This is a genomic window from Streptomyces sp. NPDC001880, assembly GCF_053594575.1.
The window spans coordinates 1-18,774 of the sequence record NZ_JBSFET010000074.1; the positions used below are offsets into that span (position 1 = coordinate 1).

17 protein-coding genes are annotated in these 18,774 nt (G+C 69.6%); 2 read left to right on the plus strand and 15 right to left on the minus strand.

Going from position 1 to position 18,774, the window contains the following annotated elements; all coding sequences use genetic code 11:
• Positions 1-195: 195 nt before the first annotated feature.
• The 12 genes from ACWCQ6_RS27970 to ACWCQ6_RS28025 form a co-directional block, all read right to left on the minus strand.
• Positions 196-1,392: a macrolide family glycosyltransferase gene (locus ACWCQ6_RS27970; protein ID WP_451093769.1), complete on the minus strand. Its 1,197-nt coding sequence runs from the start codon at positions 1,390-1,392 to the stop codon at positions 196-198.
• Positions 1,393-1,780: 388 nt separating this feature from the next.
• Entirely contained in the window at positions 1,781-3,346 is a 1,566-nt protein-coding gene (locus ACWCQ6_RS27975; RefSeq protein ID WP_451093771.1) for an APC family permease, read from the minus strand.
• Positions 3,347-3,593: 247 nt separating this feature from the next.
• The gene (locus ACWCQ6_RS27980) at positions 3,594-5,057 is read right to left on the minus strand and encodes an aldehyde dehydrogenase family protein (protein WP_451093773.1); all 1,464 of its coding nucleotides are present in this window, start codon (positions 5,055-5,057) and stop codon (positions 3,594-3,596) included.
• Positions 5,054-6,793, minus strand: coding sequence for an N-acyl-D-amino-acid deacylase family protein (locus tag ACWCQ6_RS27985; protein ID WP_451093775.1), 1,740 nt, complete (start codon positions 6,791-6,793; stop codon positions 5,054-5,056). The genes ACWCQ6_RS27980 and ACWCQ6_RS27985 overlap by 4 nt, the downstream gene beginning before the upstream one ends.
• A 297-nt stretch (positions 6,794-7,090) precedes the next feature.
• Positions 7,091-8,212, minus strand: a complete 1,122-nt coding sequence (locus ACWCQ6_RS27990) for an LLM class flavin-dependent oxidoreductase (RefSeq protein ID WP_451093777.1) — start codon at positions 8,210-8,212, stop codon at positions 7,091-7,093.
• Positions 8,213-8,320: 108 nt separating this feature from the next.
• Positions 8,321-9,118, minus strand: coding sequence for an SDR family NAD(P)-dependent oxidoreductase (locus ACWCQ6_RS27995; RefSeq protein ID WP_451093779.1), 798 nt, complete (start codon positions 9,116-9,118; stop codon positions 8,321-8,323).
• Between the two features lie 10 nt (positions 9,119-9,128).
• A complete protein-coding gene (locus ACWCQ6_RS28000) occupies positions 9,129-10,073 on the minus strand; it encodes an LLM class F420-dependent oxidoreductase (RefSeq protein ID WP_451093781.1) in 945 nt (314 codons plus the stop codon).
• Between the two features lie 165 nt (positions 10,074-10,238).
• Positions 10,239-10,376: a hypothetical protein gene (locus tag ACWCQ6_RS28005; RefSeq protein WP_451093783.1), complete on the minus strand. Its 138-nt coding sequence runs from the start codon at positions 10,374-10,376 to the stop codon at positions 10,239-10,241.
• Between the two features lie 165 nt (positions 10,377-10,541).
• Positions 10,542-11,885, minus strand: a complete 1,344-nt coding sequence (locus tag ACWCQ6_RS28010) for a dicarboxylate/amino acid:cation symporter (protein WP_451093785.1) — start codon at positions 11,883-11,885, stop codon at positions 10,542-10,544.
• A 395-nt stretch (positions 11,886-12,280) separates the two neighbouring features.
• Positions 12,281-12,607 carry a DUF4229 domain-containing protein gene (locus tag ACWCQ6_RS28015; protein WP_451093787.1) on the minus strand — a complete coding sequence of 109 codons (327 nt, stop codon included), beginning with the start codon at positions 12,605-12,607 and terminating at the stop codon, positions 12,281-12,283.
• A gap of 208 nt (positions 12,608-12,815) precedes the next feature.
• Positions 12,816-13,979 (minus strand): aminofutalosine synthase MqnE, encoded by a 1,164-nt coding sequence (mqnE, locus tag ACWCQ6_RS28020; protein WP_451093789.1) that lies wholly within the window; start codon positions 13,977-13,979, stop codon positions 12,816-12,818.
• Positions 13,980-14,075: 96 nt separating this feature from the next.
• Positions 14,076-14,531: an Lrp/AsnC family transcriptional regulator gene (locus tag ACWCQ6_RS28025; RefSeq protein WP_451093791.1), complete on the minus strand. Its 456-nt coding sequence runs from the start codon at positions 14,529-14,531 to the stop codon at positions 14,076-14,078.
• Positions 14,532-14,663: 132 nt separating this feature from the next.
• Between ACWCQ6_RS28025 and ACWCQ6_RS28030 the strand changes: the two genes are divergently transcribed.
• Positions 14,664-14,798: a hypothetical protein gene (locus ACWCQ6_RS28030; RefSeq protein ID WP_358941099.1), complete on the plus strand. Its 135-nt coding sequence runs from the start codon at positions 14,664-14,666 to the stop codon at positions 14,796-14,798.
• An 8-nt stretch (positions 14,799-14,806) separates the two neighbouring features.
• Here ACWCQ6_RS28030 and ACWCQ6_RS28035 read toward each other — a convergent pair whose 3' ends face one another.
• The 3 genes from ACWCQ6_RS28035 to ACWCQ6_RS28045 all read right to left on the minus strand — a co-directional run bounded on the left by ACWCQ6_RS28035 (position 14,807) and on the right by ACWCQ6_RS28045 (position 18,050).
• Positions 14,807-15,481, minus strand: a complete 675-nt coding sequence (locus ACWCQ6_RS28035; RefSeq protein ID WP_451093794.1) for a UbiX family flavin prenyltransferase — start codon at positions 15,479-15,481, stop codon at positions 14,807-14,809.
• Positions 15,482-15,678: 197 nt separating this feature from the next.
• The gene (gene mqnP, locus ACWCQ6_RS28040) at positions 15,679-16,596 is read right to left on the minus strand and encodes a menaquinone biosynthesis prenyltransferase MqnP (protein ID WP_451093796.1); all 918 of its coding nucleotides are present in this window, start codon (positions 16,594-16,596) and stop codon (positions 15,679-15,681) included.
• Positions 16,593-18,050, minus strand: coding sequence for a menaquinone biosynthesis decarboxylase (locus tag ACWCQ6_RS28045; RefSeq protein WP_451093798.1), 1,458 nt, complete (start codon positions 18,048-18,050; stop codon positions 16,593-16,595). The genes mqnP and ACWCQ6_RS28045 overlap by 4 nt, the downstream gene beginning before the upstream one ends.
• 191 nt (positions 18,051-18,241) lie before the next feature.
• On the opposite strand from ACWCQ6_RS28045, the gene ACWCQ6_RS28050 reads away from it, so the two are divergent.
• Positions 18,242-18,637 carry a PLD nuclease N-terminal domain-containing protein gene (locus ACWCQ6_RS28050; protein WP_451093800.1) on the plus strand — a complete coding sequence of 132 codons (396 nt, stop codon included), beginning with the start codon at positions 18,242-18,244 and terminating at the stop codon, positions 18,635-18,637.
• The last annotated feature ends 137 nt before the right edge of the window (positions 18,638-18,774 follow it).

Consider the following 18,774-nt stretch of genomic DNA (forward strand, 5'->3'; position numbering starts at 1 on the left):
GTCGTCCGGGCCAAACGCTTTCCGTATTACCCGTTCTTCGGACTGGTTCAGGCGGGCAGCGCCGCGGTGAGGTCGACCTCGACGCCGTGCTCGCGGCAGCCCTGGTGCGTGCCGCACTGGACAAGCACATCGTGGACGACGTCAGGGCTCACGCCTGAGGTGGTCCCGCGCCCGAGAAGGAGGGAGAACTGCCGGTCAGCCCGGCAGCTCCTCGACTCGGCCCAGCAGCTCCTCGATGAGGTCGGCGGCCCGCGTGGTGCCGCCTTCGGCCCGCGCGGCGGCGCGCAGCAGCGCGGAGCGGCGGGCCACCTCCGGATCGGCGACGAGTTCGGCCAGGGCGGTCCGCAGGGCCTCGGCGGTGGCCTCGTCGGTGTCGATGCGGCGGGCCACCCCCAGCTCGACGAGCCGGTCGGCGTTGGTGAACTGGTCGGCGGCCTGGGGCACGGCGATCATCGGCACACCGCTGAACAGCCCTTCACTGCTGCCGCCCATCCCCGCGTGGGTGACGAAGGCGTCGGCCTGCCCCAGGATCGCGAGCTGGGGCACCCAGGAGTGCACCTCGACATTGGACGGGACGGCGCCGAGTTCCGACGGGTCGGTGTACTTCCCGATCTGGAGCACGACGTGCCAGCCGGGCAGATCGCCGTAGGCGGCCAGGCACTGGCGGTAGAACTCCGGCCGGTTCGTGAACGCCGAGCCCAGGGAGACCAGCAGCACGTTCTCGGCATCGGCGGGACGCGTCCAGCTCGCCGTGTCCGCCCGTGTGCCGAAGCAGGGGCCGACGAACGTGACCGTGTCGGTGTCGACCCGGTCGGCGTGCGGCTGCATCGCCTTCGGGATCGTCGCCAGGGTGTGCGCGGGACGGCCGCAGAAGACGTTCATGTCGGTGGTGGACGTCCCGCAGTCGGCGAGCCACCGGTTGAACCTCGCCCGGTAGGCGTCGGCGCCCGGCAGCTGCCACAGCTGCGCCGCGACGTCCTGGTCGTAGCCCTCCCAGCCCACGTAGGTCGGGGACAGCTGCATGAGGGGGCGGTCCTGCGTCTCCGCGAGGACGCGCGCGGGGTAGGCGCCGATGTCGTAGAGGTACAGGTCCGCGGGGTCGCCGTCGTACACGGCACGCAGTTGCGGGAGCGCCTGGACCGCGTCGTCGAGGAAGACGCCCATCGCGGCGATGGGGTCCTCGGGCCAGTCGTTGTCGGCGACCGGCAGCACGGACGTGTAGGGGACGAACTCGGCGCCGGTGGTCTCGATCAGCCCGGCCACCGCCGGGTCGTTGGCGTAGGTCACCCGGTGGCCCCGGGCCACCAGCTCGCGGATGATCTCAAGGCTCGGCAGGACATGGCTGACGGCGGGAATGCCGATCATCGCGACATGGGCACGACGACGTGACATGGAGGATCACTCTTTTCAGGTCTACGGCGATGGGGACACAGCGGTCCGGTGCGCCGGCCACGGGCGGAAATCACCGTGGGCGCACTCGGACTCGGCGGGACGGGGTACATGCCCCGCCCGTGTGTCAGCCGTAGATCTGATACATGAAGTACATGCCCGGGACCCTAGCCCGTCCCCGTACCCGCGCGCACGCGGTTTTCGGCGAGGGCCCCGGACGCCGGGGCCTCAGAGGCTGTCGGGTGACCTCCGACCGGGCGGCCACGCCCTGGCACGCACGCTTCCCGCGTTGTCGTCGGTCGCCAACGCTCCGCGTTGACTCCCCCCTCCGCCTTGAAATCGCACGCGCCAGACCGCTTCCGCTTCCGGTCCGAGGTCACCCGACAGCCTCTCAGTCCGCGACGACCAGCGACGGGGTCTCCTTGGTCAGCACCTCGCCGCGGAAGAACGCCGGGCTGCGACGCTGCATCACCAGCATCAGCACCACACCGAGCACCAGCAGCCCGACGCCGATGACGAACACCGAGCCGACCCCGAAGACCGCCGAGCCGGAGCCGTACGCAGGGTTCCACATGTCGTAGAGGGTCTTGCCGAAGACCGCGGTGAGCAGGATGCCGCCGAGGCCCGGGAACAGGCCCTTGAAGAGCAGGTCACGGAACGAGCGGGTCAGGTCGGCGCGGAAGAACCAGACGCAGGCGAACGCCGTCAGCGCGTAGTAGAAGCAGATCATGAGGCCGAGCGCGTAGATCGTGTCGACCAGGACGTGCTCGCTGACCACGGTCATGACCGTGTAGAAGGCACCGGTCGCGACGCCCGCGGTGATCGTGGCCTTCCCCGGGGTACGGAAGCGCGGGTGGACCCGGGCGTACGAGGCGGGCAGGGCCTCGTAGGTGGACATCGCGAGCACCGTGCGGGCCACCGGGATGAAGGTGGTCTGCAGGCTCGCGGCGGCCGAGGCGAGCACGGCGACGAAGAGCAGGACGCCGAGGCCGGGACCCATGATCGGACCGGCCAGCGCGGCGAAGACGTTGTCGGAGGTGTCGGGGTTGGCCAGGCCCAGACCGGAGGTGCCGGAACCGACGGCCATCTGGGCGGCGACCCCGGTGGCCAGGTAGGAGCCGACCAGCACGGCCATCGCGATGAGCGCGGCCCGTCCGGGGGTCTTCTCGCTGCCGGTGGTCTCCTCGTTGGCGGTCAGACAGGCGTCCCAGCCCCAGAACATGAAGATCGACAGCGACAGACCGGCGGTGAACGTGGCGAAGGACTCCACGGCGAACGGGTTCAGCCAGGACCAGGAGAAGTCCAGCGACGAGGCGAAGTCGCCGCTCTGCGCCTTCTGCACGGCCATCACCACGAACAGGCCGAGCACGACGAGCTGGAGCCCCACCAGTGCGTACTGGAGGCCCTTGGTGGCCGTCATCCCCCGGTAGCTGACCGCCGTGGCGATCGCGATCAGGGCCAGACAGGTCACGATGTGGACGGGTTTGCTGTCGTCCAGGGCGGCGATCGAGGGATTACCGGTGATCTCGCCCGCCAGGAGCCAGAAGTACGAGGTGGCGACGCCCGCCAGGTTCGACAGGACGATGATCGTCGCGATGACCAGGCCCCAGCCGCACATCCAGCCGACGCGCGGGCCGAACGCCTTGACCGTCCAGGTGAAGGAGGTGCCGCAGTCCGGCATGGCCTTGTTGAGCTCGCGGTACGCGAAGGCGACGAGCAGCATCGGCAGGAAGCCGGCCAGGAAGACGGCGGGCATCTGCAGGCCGACCTCTCCCGCGGTGGAGCCGAGGGTGGAGGTGAGGCAGTAGACGGGGGCGACGGTGGATATGCCGATGACGGCGCTGCCCATCAGGCCGACGGAGTTCCCGCCGAGGCCCTTACCACGTACCCCACCGTCGGCCGGGGCGGAGCCCCCTGCCGCGTCTCCGGCCTGTTGCCGCACGTCCAGCTGAGTCATGAAAAGGACGATAAACGCTACGATTTCCACATCTGGAGGATGTGACTCCGCCGCCTCACCCTTGAGTTTTAGGTAACGATACGGCAAAACCTTGGTTAATTGAAGGCAATTCACGAACTTCGCCTTCCAAAGCGAGGCGAAGGCTCGATCGCAGCATCGTACGGGAACCGCACCACTGTCCGTTTTGTGGTGATTCAAAATTTCCCGTGAGTGTCCGATCAGCGGACACTCACGGGCGTGTACCGGTTCAGCCGGGCCAGACGATCGACTGGAGTTCGCTGTACGCGTGCAGGGCGTACGAGCCCACGTCGCGCCCGACACCGCTCTTCTTGAACCCGCCGAACGGGGCCTCCATGTTCCGCCCCACGGTGTTCACGCCGACCCCGCCGGCACGCAGCCGCCGGGCCACCCGGAAGGCGCGGGCCACGTCCGAGGACCACACGTAGTCGATCAGTCCGTAGTCGCTGTCGTTGGCGAGCGCGACGGCCTCCTCCTCGTCGTCGAAGGGGACGACCACGACGACCGGGCCGAAGATCTCCTCGCGGACGACGCGCATGTCGTTGGTGCAGTCGGCGAGCAGGGTCGGGGCGACGTAGAAACCGCGCTCCGGCCCGGCCGGGCGTTCGCCGCCCGTGACGACCCGCGCCCCCTCCTTCCGGCCCAGCTCTATGTACGACTCGACGCGGTCGCGGTGGGCGGCCGAGATGACCGGTCCGACGACCGTTCCCCTGGCCGCCGGATCGCCCATCTTCAGGTGGCCCGCGTACGCGGCGAGCTTCCCGAGCAGCGCGTCGTGGACGCCGCGCTGGACGAGGACCCGGGTCGGGGCCGTACAGATCTGGCCGCTGTAGAAGGAGAACGTGGTGCCGATCCCCGCCGCCGCCGAGTCGAGGTCCGCGTCGTCGAGGACGACGGCGGCGCCCTTGCCGCCCAGCTCCATCAGCTGCCGCTTCATGCCCCGTCCGCACACCTCGGCGATGCGCTGCCCGACGGCCGTGGAACCGGTGAAGCTGACCATGTCGACGTCCGGGGAGTCGACTGCGGCCTCCCCCGCCTCGGGGCCCGATCCGGTGACGACATTGACGACACCCGCCGGGACGCCCGCCGCTTCGAGCGCCTCGGCCATCCGGTAGACGGAGAGCGGATCCTGCGGGGCGGGCTTCACGACGACCGTGTTGCCCATCGCCAGTGCGGGGGCCACCTTGCCCGCCGGGTTGGCCCAGGGGTTGTTGTACGAGGTGATGCAGGTGACGACGCCGACCGGCTGGCGGACGGCGAGCGCTCCGAAGACCCCGGCCCGCCCCATCGGCCCGGCCTCGTTGATCTGCGGCGCGACCGCCTCCTCCACCGGCTCCAGGGCGCCCCTGGCGTACCGGCGGAAGCGGGCGGCACCGACGGCGACCTGCATCCCCCGGGCCGTCGCCGTGGTGGCGCCGCTCTCCGCGCGGGCGAGCGCGGCGTGGTCGTCGAGGTCGCGCAGCATCAGGCCGGCGGCCCGGTCGAGGATCTCGGCCCGCTCCTCGGGGCGGGTGCGCGACCAGCCGGCGAAGGCCTCCCGGGCCGCTGCCGCCGCCGCGTGGACCTGCTCGCGGCTCGCCTCGGGGGCGAGGCCGACGACCTCCTCGGTGGCCGGGTCGATCACCTCGTAATGGCCGTGCTCGGGCTCGGTCCACCGCCCGCCGATGAACAGGCGCCTGCTTCCCTCGCTCATACGGTGCTCACCGTCCTGGTGTCGCGCCCGGAACGGAGCACCGTTCCCGGGACCGCCCCGGTCACCTTGTCGTCGCGCAGCGTCTCCACCCCGTTGACCCGGACCGACACGATGCCGATCGCCCGGGAGTCGAGCCGTGGGCTGTCGCCGGGCAGATCGTGGACGAGGGTGGCGGGCCCGGCGTCGATCCGCTCCGGGTCGAAGAGGACGAGGTCGGCGTGGAAGCCCTCCTCGATCCGGCCCCGGTCGCGGAGCCCGAAGAGCCGGGCGGGGTCGTCGGTGAGCATCTTCACGGCCTGTTCGAGAGGGACGAGCTTCCGTCCGCGCAGACAGTCGCCGAGGAACCGGGTGGTGTACGGAGCGCCGCACATCCGGTCCAGGTGCGCGCCCGCGTCGGAGCCGCCGAGCATGACGTCCTCGTGCTCCCAGGTCTCCCGGCGCAGCGCCCAGGAGGCGGGGTCGTTGTCGGTGGGCATCGGCCACAGCACCGTGCGCAGCTCGTCGGCGGCGCAGATCTCGACGAGGCAGTGGAAGGGGTCCAGCCCGCGCTCGGCGGCGATGTCGCGCACGACGCGGCCGGTCAGCCCTTCGTTGGCCTCGCTGTAGGTGTCGCCGATGACGTACCGGCCGAAGTCGGCGAGGCGGCGGAAGACGCCGGCCTCCTTGCTGTCGGCGCGGCGCAGCATCTCGGCGCGGGTGGCGGCGTCGCGGAGCCGTTCGATGCGCTCGGGGACGGGGAGGGCGAGGATCTCGCCCCAGCCGGGTATGAGGTTGAGCGCGCAGAAGGTGCCGAGCGACATGTTCATCGGGGTGAGGATCGGCATGGTGAGCGCGACGATCCGGCCACCGGCCCGGCGGGCCCGTTCGCTGGGCACGAGCTGACGCGGTACGCGTTCGGGGACGGCGGCGTCGATGGTGAGGACGTTCCAGTTCAGCGGGCGTCCGGCGGTGGCGGTCATGTCGACGAGCAGCTCGATCTCCTCGTCGGAGAACTGGTCGAGGCAGCCCGCGACGATCGCTTCGAGCTGGGTGCCCTCGTGTTCGCCGACGGCCCGGGAGAGGGCGAGGAGCTCCTCGGGCAGGGCGTGCCGGGAGGCGACGGGCTGCCCGTCGCCGTCGGAGTGGGTGGCCGACTGGGTGGTGGACAGCCCCCAGGCCCCGGCGTCCATCGCGTCGTGGAACAGCGCGAGCATGGCGTGCAGCTGGGCGGGGGTGGGCTGTCCGCCGATCGCGTCGGCGCCCATGACGTGCCTGCGCAGGGCGCAGTGCCCGACCATGAACCCGGCGTTGACGGCGATCCGCCCTTCGAGGGCGTCCAGGTATTCGCGGAAGCTGGACCAGGTCCAGTCGACGCCCTCCTCCAGCGCCTTGAGGGCCATGCCCTCCACCCGCGACATCATCCGCCGGGTGTAGTCGGCGTCCTCGGGGCGCTCGGGGTGCAGCGGGGCGAGGGTGAACCCGCAGTTGCCTCCGGCGACGGTGGTGACGCCGTGATTCATGGACGGGGTGGCGTACGGGTCCCAGAAGAGCTGGGCGTCGTAGTGGGTGTGCGGGTCGACGAACCCGGGCGCGAGAACGAGACCGGTGGCGTCCTCGGCGGTGACGGCCTCCTCGGTGAGCGTGCCCGGTTCGGCGATGACGGCGATACGGCCGTCACGGATGCCGATGTCGGCGGGGTACGAGGGCCCGCCGGTGCCGTCCACGACGGTCGCTCCGCGGATGAGGTGGTCGAGCATGCCGGGGTTCCCTTCTGTGGTGGGTGGGTGCTTCTGCGGTGGGCGGGTGTGCAGCCGGGGTGCGCACGGCCGCGGTACGCACCCCGGCTCCACGGAGCGGCGGTCCGGGAAGACGCCGCAGCTTTCGGCGGGGGCCGGATCGAGCCCGGCCGGGCAGAATCCAGCCCCCGCGGCGATCGAGGAGCGGGGTTCGGGGCGGAGCCCCGGGTGCGGGAAGGGGCGGGCAGGGGAACAGGCCCGCCGCAGGCGCACCGCCCCCGAGCTGCCGCTCCTCAATCGCCGGAGGGGCTTGTTCTCTCAGGCCGCGTCACGGAAGCGGGAGGTCCGGTGGACCGGGTCCGTGTCGATCTTCGGGATCACGTGCTCACCGATCAGCTTGATCGAGTTCAGCGTGTCCTGACGGCTCACCCCGATCGGCAGCCCGAAGCTCAGCTGGTCCGCCCCCGCCTGCTCCCACCGCTTGCACTGCGCCAGCACCTCGTCCGGATCGCCGCAGATCATCAGCTCCTCGGCGATCAGCAGCTCGATGATCTCCTCGGTGTACTCCGGGAGCAGCTCGGGCCACTCCGGGATCCCCTCCGGCCGGGGGAACGTGTCGTGGTAGCGGAAGAGCAGCGACTGGAGGTAGTTCAGCCCGCCGCCCACCGCGATCTCGACGGCCTTGGCGTGCGTCTCGGCGCAGATGGCCGTGGAGGTGACCATGACGTTGTCGTTGACGAAGTCCCCTACGGGCTCGGCCTCCTTGACGGCCGTCTTGTAGGACTCGACGACCCACTCCATGTCGGAGACCTTCTGCACGCTGAAGCCCAGCACGCCGAGCCCCTTCTTGCCCGCCATCGCGTACGAGGACGGCGAGCCGGCCGCGTACCACATCGCCGGGTGCGACTTCCCGTACGGCTTGGGCAGGACCTTGCGCGGCGGCAGCGACCAGTGCTTGCCCTGGAAGCCGACGTACTCGTCCTGGAGCCACATCTTGGGGAACTCGGCGATGGTCTCTTCCCAGAGTTCCTTGGTGTGGTTCATGTCGGTGATGCCCGGCATGAACCCGAGGATCTCGTGGCTGCCGGCCCCGCGCCCCGAGCCGAACTCGAAGCGTCCCTCCGACAGGTGGTCGAGCATGGCGACCTTCTCGGCCACCTTCACCGGGTGGTTGACCGGGGCGAGCGGGTTGAAGATGCCGGATCCGAGGTGGATGCGGTCGGTGGCGTGGGCGAGGTAGCCCAGGTACACGTCGTTGGCCGAGAGGTGCGAGTACTCCTCCAGGAAGTGGTGCTCGGAGGCCCAGGCGTACTTGAAGCCGGACTTGTCCGCCTGGATGACGTACTCGGTCTCCTCGATCAGCGCCTTGTGCTCTGCCCCGGGGTCGACCTTGGCTCGCGCGGCGGGCACGTACCCCTGTACAAAGAGCCCGAATTCCAAGGGGGTTCACCGTCCTCAATCGTTTCTGACACTCCGTCAGATCGTGATGCGTCCGACTGTTCCACCGGCACTCGCACCCGTCAATACCTGACGCATCGTCAGCTCTGGTCAGAACAGACTGACGCCCGCCAGCCATCCCCCGTCGATCACGAACGGCTGCCCGGTGATGTACGAGGAGTCCTCCGAGGTCAGGAAGAGCGCCAGCGCCGCCACCTCCTCCGGCCGCCCGATCCGGCCCAGCGGCACGAGCTTGCGGTACAGCTCGGCCACCGCCGCCTTGGACTCCTCCGGGTCCGCGGCCGGGTCCAGCGCCGCCGGGTTGGTCATCGCGGTGTCCACGGCCCCGGGGCAGACGGCGTTGACCCGTATCCCCTTCGCGGCCAGCTCCATCGCCGCCACCCGGGTCAGCCCGAGCACCGCGTGCTTGGTGGCGGCGTACGCGCCCACGAACGCCATGCCCGTGAGCCCTGTGTACGAGGCGGTGTTGACGATGGTCCCGCCGCCCGCGGCCTCGATCTCCGGCGCGACGTTCTTGATCCCGAGGAAGGCGCCCACCTGATTGACCTGCACCACCTGCTGGAACTCCTCCAGCGGCGTGCTCACCAGTTCGTTGAACCGCAGGATCCCCGCGTTGTTGACCAGCCCGTCGATCCGCCCGAAGGCGTCCTTCGCGGCGGCGACCGCGGCCTGCCAGTCCTCCTCCCGGCTCACGTCGAGGCGGACGAACCGGGCGACGTCCGCCCCCCGCTCCTCCCGTATCTCCTTGGCCAGCGCCTCGCCCTGCTCGTCGAGCACATCGGCGATCACCACCCGCGCGCCCTGAGCGGCGAAGAGCCGCGCCTCCTGCTCGCCCTGCCCGCGCGCCGCACCGCTGATGAGTACGGTCCGCCCGTCCAGCTTGCCCATGACCTGACTCCTACCTGTCGAGATGAGGTGCGACCTCGGCGGCGAACACCGCCATCTGGTCGGTCAGTTCGCTGCGGCTCCGACTGCGGAACCGCACCTGGATCTGATGGACGCCCATGGCCCGGTACGCGCGCAGCGACTCGGCGAGGGCCTCCGGCTTCCCGGTGAGGGTGCGCCGCCCGACGGACCACGCCGGCTCACCGACGTACAGCGGCTCGGTGATCGCACCGATGACGATCGGCGCCTCGACCCCGGCCGCCTCCCGCAGCTCCTTCAGCCGGGCGATCTGCGCGGGCAGCTTCTCCCGGGGGTCGCCCTGCGGCAGCCAGCCGTCGCCCCGCACGGCCGCCCGGCGCACGGCGGCCGGCGAGGAGCCGCCCACCCAGACCGGCACCCGCTCCTGGGCCGGCCGAGGCAGCTGTCCGAGGCCGCTGAAGGAGAACCGCTCCCCCGCGAACTCCGGGTACTCCTCCGGGCCGAGCGCCGCCTTCAGCGCGTCAATGGTCTCGTCGAGCACCTTGCCCCGCCCGTCGAAGTCCGCCCCGAGCGCCTCGAACTCCTCCGGCACGTGCCCGGCCCCGACCCCGAGGATCAGCCGGCCGCCGCTGAGGTGGTCGAGGGTGGCGTACTGCTTGGCGGTGGCCAGCGGGTGGCGCAGCCCGACGACGGCGACATGGCTCATCAGCAGGACTCGCTCGGTGATCCCGGCGAGCAGGGAGAGGGTGGCGACCGGGTCGTACCAGACGGTGCCCATGACCCCGGCGAGCCGCCGGGGGATCGCGACATGGTCGCAGCTCGCCAGATAGGCGAAGCCGGTGCGGTCGGCGGTGCGGGCGATCGCGGCGAGGTCGGCCGGGGTGGCCGCCGCCTCCCACCCCTCGGCGTAGATGGTGCTCTGCGACTGGATCGGCAGCTGCATCCCGTACGACAGCGGCCCGGTGGGTGATATCGGCACCGGACGGCCTCCTCCCCGAGCGAATCTGACGCACCGTCACTTGACGGTGCGCGGGGGCCATCGTCATGCCTGACGCCTCATCAGGCAAGGGGAAGTCGACAGCAGGGTCTTTCGTCCGGATCGTGCCGGACCCCCACGAGCCCGGCCCGATCCGGACGAGAGGCTCTAACTGTCGGCGTCGCCCTCGCAGTCGTCCCCGCCGGTCGCCGCGCTCTCGGGGGCCGTGCGGGGGGCCGACGCGGCGCGGGGTGCCGACGCCGCCTCTTCCTCCTCTTCCTCGCCCTCGCATAGTTTTCCAGGCACCCCGTGAGCACCTCGGGCGTCAGGCCGGTCCGTCCCGGCTCCCGCCACGGGTTCGCCGGCGGGCCGCTCCCCGGTACGGGTTCCTCCACCCCGCCGTACGCGCCGGCGCCCCCGGTCCTGCCCGAAGGCGGACCGGGGGCGCCGGCGCGTGTCGTGCCTGAGCGGTTACGCGGCGACCGGCACCCGCTCCGGCTCGGTGTCGCGCACCTCGTCGTCGACCGGGGAGGAGGAGGCCGAGTTGTACGCGTCGTGGTCGAGGATCTTCTCGCGGGCCGAGACGATCACCGGTACCAGTGCCTGCCCGGCTACGTTCGTCGCCGTCCTCATCATGTCCAGGATCGGGTCGATGGCCATGAGCAGGCCGACGCCCTCCAGCGGGAGGCCCAACGTCGACAGGGTGAGGGTCAGCATGACCGTCGCACCGGTGAGTCCGGCGGTGGCCGCCGAACCGATCACCGAGACGAACGCGATCAGGACGTAGTCACCGACGCCGAGCTGCACGTCGAAGATCTGCGCGATGAAGATCGCCGCCAGCGCCGGGTAGATCGCGGCGCAGCCGTCCATCTTGGTGGTGGCGCCGAACGGGACGGAGAAGGAGGCGTACTCCTTCGGGACGCCGAGGCGCTCGGTGACCTTCTGGGTGACCGGCATGGTGCCGACCGAGGAGCGGGAGACGAAGGCCAGCTGGATGGCCGGCCAGGCGCCCTTGAAGAACTGCACCGGGCTGAGCTTGGCGGCGGTGACGAGCAGCAGCGGGTACACGCCGAACAGCACCAGGGCGCAGCCGATGTATACGTCGGCGGTGAACGTCGCGTACTTGCCGAGCAGGTCCCAGCCGTAGTCGGCGATCGCGTAGCCGATGAGGCCGACGGTGCCGATGGGGGCGAGGCGGATGACCCACCACAGGGCCTTCTGGAGGAGCTCCAGTACGGACTCGCTGAGGGTGAGGATCGGCTGGGCCTTCTCTCCGAGCTGGAGCGCGGCGATACCGGCGACGGCGGCCATGAAGACGATCTGGAGCACGTTCAGCTCGGTGAACGGCGTGATCACGTTGTCCGGGATGATGCCGGTGAGGAAGTCGAGCCAGGAGCCCGCGTCCTCCGGCAGCTTGCCGTCCTTCGGCGTGAGGCCCGTTCCGGAGCCCGGGTTGGTGACCAGGCCGATCGCGAGGCCGATGGAGACCGCGATCAGCGAGGTGATCATGAACCAGAGCAGGGTGCGGGTGGCCAGCCGGGCGGCGTTGTTGACCTTGCGCAGGTTGGTGATCGACACCAGGATCGCGAAGAAGACGAGGGGCGCGACGGCCAGCTTCAGCAGCTGGACGAAGAGGTGGCCGACCTGGTCGAGCGTGGCGTAGAGCCACCCGATGTCGTACGTGCGCGTGAGCCAGCCGAGCACGACACCGAGGACGAGACCGGCGACGATCTGGGCCCAGAACGGGACCTTGGGTATACGGAAACCGGAGCCGGACGGGCTGCCGGCAGCGGTGGACGCGGGATTCGCGGACACGGACACACTCCAGATGTGACGCATCGGGGCGCACGGGGGCGACTGTGCGGGGACGGGGATGCGGCGCCCGCGTCAGGGGCGGCGCCGCTGCATGGTGCCGTTCAGACCGTGCGGCAACAGACCGCGGACATACAGCGGCAGAGATCGACGTGCAGGCGCTCCACGAGCGGGACGCTCGCGGCGTATCGATGGCGCACTGCTGTCTTCACGCCGAACACGTTAACACTTGAACTTTGAGGATCTCAAAGCTCTTCTTTGACCCCGGCGGGTGCACGGAACCGCCGCCACCGCGCCCCGGTTCGTCCCGGAACCCGCGGGAACGGCAAAACCCCAGTACAGGAGCGGGCGCTCCGGTACTGGGGTTTCGAAGGAAAACTCTGCGGGTGTGAGGAAGCTTACGCAGCCTTCACGCTGTCGTCACTGCGGCGTGAGGTGACGCTGTCCTCGCGGGTCCGGTTCGCATCGAGGCGCGCCTTGGCGCGGCCGACCGTGGACACGATCTGCTCGGACATCTCGTCGCGCTGCTTGCGCAGCAGCACAAAACTGAGCGGGGCGGACAGGATCAGGGCGAGGAGAACCACCCAGATGGGATTGGAGCCGTTCGCCCCGGCGGGCAGCAGGCCGAAGTGGACGGCCACGGCCGCGACGAGGAGGCAGCCGACGAAGATGCCGAGGCGCATCGCGGTGTACCGAATCGTCGCGCTCGGCTTGGCAACGGACACAGTTGGCCTCTCTCTCAACGTATAACGGTGCTTCGATCCTGCCCGACCAGTGAAGCATGCCCCGGAATCGATCAGTTCGGAGGGCTCCACCAAAGGGGCGGGCGCGCCTCCGTTACCTGTCCGTGGCCACACACCATGTCCGGCACGCGAGGGAGCCCCGGCCGAAGGCCGGGGCTCCCATGGAACCGAACCGCTGACGACGAACGGGTCAGACACGCATCGGCTGCGGCGACTCGCGCCGCCCGGCGTCGGGGCCCGGGTACTCGCGGATGATCTCGTACCGGGTGTTGCGCTCGACGGGCCGGAAGCCCGCGTCGCGGATGAGGTCCAGCAGATCCTCGCGGCCGAGCTTGTTCGGCGTCCCGTAGTTGTCCGCGTCGTGCGTGATCTTGTACTCGACGACCGAGCCGTCCATGTCGTCCGCGCCGTGCTGCAGCGCGAGCTGGGCGGTCTGCACACCGTGCATCACCCAGAAGACCTTGACGTGCGGGATGTTGTCGAAGAGCAGCCGCGAGACCGCGAAGGTCTTCAGCGCCTCGGCGCCGGTCGCCATGGTCGTCCGCGCCTGGAGCTTGTTGCGGACCTTGCCGTCCTGCATGTCGACGAAGTCGTGCTGGTAGCGCAGCGGGATGAAGACCTGGAAGCCGCCGGTCTCGTCCTGGAGCTCACGCAGCCGCAGCACGTGGTCGACGCGGTGCCGGGGCTCCTCGATGTGCCCGTACAGCATGGTCGCCGGGGTCTTGAGCCCCTTCTCGTGCGCCAGGCGGTGGATGCGCGACCAGTCCTCCCAGTGGGTGTTGTGGTCCACGATGTGCTGACGGACCTCCCAGTCGAAGATCTCCGCACCGCCGCCGGTCAGCGACTCCAGGCCGGCCTCGATCAGCTCGTCCAGGATCTCGGAGGCCGAGAGCCCGGAGATGGTCTCGAAGTGGTGGATCTCGGTGGCGGTGAACGCCTTGAGGGAGACCTGCGGCAGGGCCTCCTTCAGCGCGCTCAACGAGCGCGGGTAGTAACGCCAGGGCAGGGTGGGGTGCAGTCCGTTGACGATGTGCAGCTCGGTGAGGTTCTCGCCCTCCATCGCCTTCGCGAGGCGGACGGCCTCCTCGATGCGCATGGTGTACGCGTCCTTCTCGCCCGGCTTGCGCTGGAACGAGCAGTAGGCGCACGAAGCGGTGCACACATTGGTCATGTTGAGGTGCCGGTTGACGTTGAAGTGCACGACGTCGCCGTTCAGCCGCGTCCGCACCTCGTGCGCCAGGCCGCCGAGCCAGGCCAGGTCGTCCGACTCGTAGAGGGCGATGCCGTCCTCACGGGTCAGGCGCTCCCCTGCGCGGACCTTCTCCTCCAGCTCGCGCTTGAGCCCGACGTCCATGCGGCTGCCTCCCAGTTGTCTACGTGCTGTGCGTTTCCCGGTGACGGTGCTGCCGGGCGAAACCCCCGGTCCCCCGGGGGCCCCACCACGTTACGCCTACGGCTCCTCGGGGAGTTCTCCGACCCGGTTCTCCCACTTGGTGGAGAGCACGATCGTGGTGCGCGTGCGCGAGACGCCCCTCGTGCCGCTGAGCCGGCGGATGGTCTTCTCCAACCCGTCCACGTTGCCGACGCGCACCTTGAGCATGTACGAGTCGTCGCCCGCGATGAACCAGGCGTCCTCGATCTCCGCGAGGTCCTTCAGCCGACGCGCCACGTCCTCGTGATCGGCCGCGTCGGAGAGCGAGATGCCGATCAGGGCCGTGACCCCGAGCCCCAGGGACGCGGCGTCGACGGTGGCGCGGTAGCCGGTGATGACACCGGCGCTTTCCAGCCGATTGATGCGGTCGGTGACGCTGGGCCCGGAGAGCCCGACGAGCCGTCCCAGCTCGGCATACGAGGCCCTGCCGTTCTCTCTGAGGGCCTGGATGAGCTGCCTGTCCACCGCGTCCATATGACTGAAACCTTCCATTGTTCAGCAGTATCGCGAGTTTACGTGTAGAATCTAAGGCATGCAGGCTTCACCGCCTGCAAATCTTCCCGAACATCCAAAAAATGCTTTCGAATCTTCAGGAGTGAGAACACCGTGTACTCGATCGAGATGGCCTACGCCCGAATGCGCGAGCTGCAGGACCTGGCCAACCGCTCGCGTGCCCACCAGCCCGCCGCCGCGCACCGGGTCGACCGGACCCGCAAGCCGCGCGCCATGAAGAAGCGCTGACCACAGGCTCAGCCACGGGAGTCACGGGAGCCACCACCGAGCTCCCCCTCCCACCGGCGGTACAGGTCGTGCGGCACGCCCGCCGCGTCCAGTACCCGCCCGGCGACGAAGTCCACCAGATGCTGGATGTGTGTCGCCCCCGCGTAGAACGCCGGAGAGGCGGGCAGCACCACGGCGCCCGCCTCGTCCAGGCTCACCAGATGCTTCAGCGTCTGCCCGTTCAGCGGAGTCTCCCGCACCGCTACGACCAGCTTGCGCCGCTCCTTGAGCGTCACGCTCGCGGCCCGCTGGAGCAGATCCTTCGAGAGCCCGAGCGCCACTCCGGCCACACAGGCCGTCGAGGCCGGGACGATCAGCATCCCCTTCGCCGGGTACGACCCCGAGGACGGGCCCGCTCCCAGATCACCGGCCGCCCAGTGCCGTACGCCCTCGATGTCCACGTCGAAGGTGTGCGGATTCCCGTCCGCCCCGCGCGCCAGCCAGCTGCGCAGATCCTCCTGCCAGTGCCCGTCGCGGAACGCGATCCCGGTCTCGTCCAGCAGCGTCAGCCGCGAGGCCCGGCTCACCACCAGATCGACGCTCTCCCCCGCGGCCAGCAGACCGCGCAGCACGGCGGCGGCGAATGGGGTGCCCGAAGCGCCTGAAACCCCGACAATCCAAGGCTGTCGCTGGTGCTGACTCACTGAAGTCCCGGAATCCACACTCCTGAGCCTATCCGGCGGTACGAAACCGGAACTGAGTAAGGTGCCTCGGGCGTTCCACGGGCGGGAACAGGAGCGACAAGGGACGGCAGGGGGAACGACGGCCGCGTCGTGGGGCCGGTCCGCGTCGGCGTGGACCGCCGGCGACCGCGCGAAGACCGCGGCCCCGTAAGGCCGTCTCAGGCGGCCAGGCCCCGAACCAACAGGTCCAGCAGGGCGCACACGAAGAGCGCGATCCCGATGAAGCCGTTGACCGAGAAGAAGGCCCGGTTCAGCCGGGACAGATCGTGCGGCCGCACCACCCGGTGCTCGTACACGAACGCGACGGCGACGATCAGCATGCCGAACCAGTAGAACAGGCCGGCCCGAGTGGCCAGCCCGAACCAGACCAGCAGCCCGGTCGTCACCACATGGCAGATCCGCGCACCCCACAGCGCGGCCGGAATGCCGAAGCGGGCCGGCACCGAGAGCACCCCGTGCGCCCGGTCCGCCTGGACGTCCTGGCAGCCGAAGATCAGGTCGAAGCCGCCGATCCAGATCCCCACCGCGAGACCGAGGATCACCGCGTCCCACGACCAACTGCCGGTCACCGCGAGCCAGGCCCCGATCGGCCCTATCGCCTGCGCGATGCCGAGGATGGCGTGCGGGTAGTGGGTGAACCGCTTCCCGTACGGATAGACCACCATCGGCACGACGGCGACCGGCGCCAGCGCCAGACAGAGCGGGTTCAGCAGCGCGGCCGCGCCGAGGAAGAAGACGACGGCGACGAGCGCCCCCGTCCATGCCGACCTCACCGAGACCGCCCCGGTGACCAGCTCCCGGCTCGCGGTGCGCGGGTTACGGGCGTCGATCTCCCGGTCGATGATCCGGTTGCAGGCCATCGCGAAGGTCCGCAGCCCCACCATCGCGACCGTGACGAGCAGCAGGGTGCCCCAGTGGATGGACTTGTCCGCCTGGAACATCGCGGTCAGGGCGGCGATGTACGCGAAGGGCAGCGCGAAGACCGAGTGCTCGATCATCACGAGCCGCAGGAACGCCTTGACCTTGCTGCTCGGGTGTACGGGCCCTGAGCCCACTGCTGCTTCGGCGGCGCTCACAGTCCGTATTCCTTCCACCGGCGATCGACCTTCGCCGCCGTCTCGGGGTCGGACTCGACCATGTTCGGCCAGCCTCCGTCCCGGGTGTAGCCCTCCTCGGGCCACTTCTTCGTCGCGTCGATGCCCGCCTTGCCACCCCAGAACTGCTGGTAGGAAGCATGGTCGAGATGGTCGACGGGGCCCTCGGTGACCGTCAGGTCCCGCGCGTAGTCCGTGTTGCCGAGCGCCCGCCACGCCACCTCGTGCAGATCGTGGACATCGCAGTCGGAGTCCACGACCACGATCAGCTTGGTCAGCGACATCATGTGCGCCCCCCAGATGGCGCTCATCACCTTCTGGGCGTGCTTCGGGTACTTCTTGTCGATCGAGACGATCGCACAGTTGTGGAAGCCCCCGGCCTCCGGCAGGTGGTAGTCCACGATGTCCGGCACGATGATCTTGAGGAGCGGCAGGAAGAACCGTTCGGTGGCGCGTCCCAGCGGCCCGTCCTCGGTCGGCGGCCGGCCCACCACGATCGACTGGAGCAGCGGACGCTTCCGCATGGTCACGCAGTCGATGGTCAGCGCGGGGAACGGTTCCTGCGGCGTGTAGAAGCCGGTGTGGTCGCCGAACGGTCCCTCGGGAAGCATCTTCCCGGGCTCCAGCCACCCCTCGATGACCACTTCCGCCTGGGCCGGGACCTGGAGCGGCACGGTCTTGCAGTCGACCATCTCGATCCGCTTGCCCTGGATGAACCCGGCGAAGAGGTACTCGTCGATGTCCCCCGGCAGCGGTGCGGTGGAGGCGTACGTCACCGCGGGCGGCGCGCCGAACGCGATGGCGACCGGCAGCCGCTCGCCGCGCCTGGCGGCGACCTGGTAGTGGTTGCGGCTGTCCTTGTGGATCTGCCAGTGCATCCCGATGGTGCGGCGGTCGTGGCGCTGGAGCCGGTACAGCCCCAGGTTCCGTACGCCGGTCTCCGGGTGCTTGGTGTGGGTGAGGCCCAGGTTGAAGAAGGAGCCGCCGTCCTCGGGCCAGGTGAAGAGCGCGGGCAGCCGATCCAGGTCCACGTCGTCGCCGGTGAGCACGACCTCCTGCACGGGCGCGCTTTCCGGCTTCACCTTCTTCGGCGGGACGTGCACCATCGAGCCGAGCTTGCCGAAGGCCTCGCGCACCCCGACGAAGCCGTGCGGCAGCTCCGGCTTGAGCAGCCCGCCGATCTTGTCGCTGATGTCGGAGTAGGACTTCAGCCCGAGCGCCTTGAGCAGTCGCCTGTCGGTCCCGAAGACGTTCATGGCCAGGGGCATCGAGGACCCCTTGACGTTCTCGAAGAGCAGCGCGGGGCCGCCCGCCTTGTTCACCCGGTCGACGATCTCGCCGACCTCCAGGTAGGGGTCGACCTCGGCCTTGATGCGCTTGAGCTCGCCCTCGCGCTCCAGGGCCCGGAGGAGGGAACGAAGATCGTCGTAAGCCATGCCGTCCAGTCTGTCATCACCGTCGCCGACCACCCGTGGGACCCCACCCGGCCGGTGAGCGACCCGGTAGCCTCCGCGTCCCGCAGCCGGTTCGGCCCGCTCGACGTGATATGTCACGGACACCGGCTACTCTGGGCCCGAACCGGGGCGGGACAAGCCCCGCCAACTCTCCGCAGGGGGACCTTTCCATCATGTTCCGGGCCCTGATCTATCTCGTGCCTCTGGCGCTGACGATCTACGCGTTCATCGACTGCCTGAACACCCCCGAGGACGAGGCCAAGCACCTGCCGAAGATCGCCTGGGTCTTCATCATCCTGCTGTTCTGGATCGTCGGCCCGATCGTCTGGCTGGCCGCCGGCAAGATGCGCCACGCGCCCGCCGGAGGCCGTACGCCGTCCGAATGGCACCGCAACCACCGCTCGCAGTGGGTGGCGCCGGACGACAACCCGGAGTTCCTGAAGGCGCTGAAGGACGAGAACAAGAAGGACGAGTCGCTCCTCAAGGACTGGGAGGCCGATCTGCGCCGCCGCGAGGAAGAACTGAAGCGCCGCGAGAACGGCGACAGCCCGAGCCCCTCCGGCGAGTAACCCCGTTACCTCGTAAGCGAGTTCCCCGACCTCAGGAACAAGGACATCGGCGCGGGCTGATCCGCCGTCCGCACCCCCGGATCGTCGCCCCGCCCCCACGGATCGTTCGAAATTCCTCTCCGCTGCCCAACACCCGG

Coding starts and splice junctions, on each gene's coding strand:
- ACWCQ6_RS27970 (WP_451093769.1), bottom strand. CDS start 1,392: ATGTCACGTCGTCGTGCCCATGTCGCGATGATCGGCATTCCCGCCGTC.
- ACWCQ6_RS27975 (WP_451093771.1), bottom strand. CDS start 3,346: ATGACTCAGCTGGACGTGCGGCAACAGGCCGGAGACGCGGCAGGGGGC.
- ACWCQ6_RS27980 (WP_451093773.1), bottom strand. CDS start 5,057: ATGAGCGAGGGAAGCAGGCGCCTGTTCATCGGCGGGCGGTGGACCGAG.
- ACWCQ6_RS27985 (WP_451093775.1), bottom strand. CDS start 6,793: ATGCTCGACCACCTCATCCGCGGAGCGACCGTCGTGGACGGCACCGGC.
- ACWCQ6_RS27995 (WP_451093779.1), bottom strand. CDS start 9,118: ATGGGCAAGCTGGACGGGCGGACCGTACTCATCAGCGGTGCGGCGCGC.
- mqnE (WP_451093789.1), bottom strand. CDS start 13,979: ATGGACGTCGGGCTCAAGCGCGAGCTGGAGGAGAAGGTCCGCGCAGGG.
- ACWCQ6_RS28025 (WP_451093791.1), bottom strand. CDS start 14,531: ATGGACGCGGTGGACAGGCAGCTCATCCAGGCCCTCAGAGAGAACGGC.
- ACWCQ6_RS28045 (WP_451093798.1), bottom strand. CDS start 18,050: ATGGCTTACGACGATCTTCGTTCCCTCCTCCGGGCCCTGGAGCGCGAG.
- ACWCQ6_RS28050 (WP_451093800.1), top strand. CDS start 18,242: ATGTTCCGGGCCCTGATCTATCTCGTGCCTCTGGCGCTGACGATCTAC.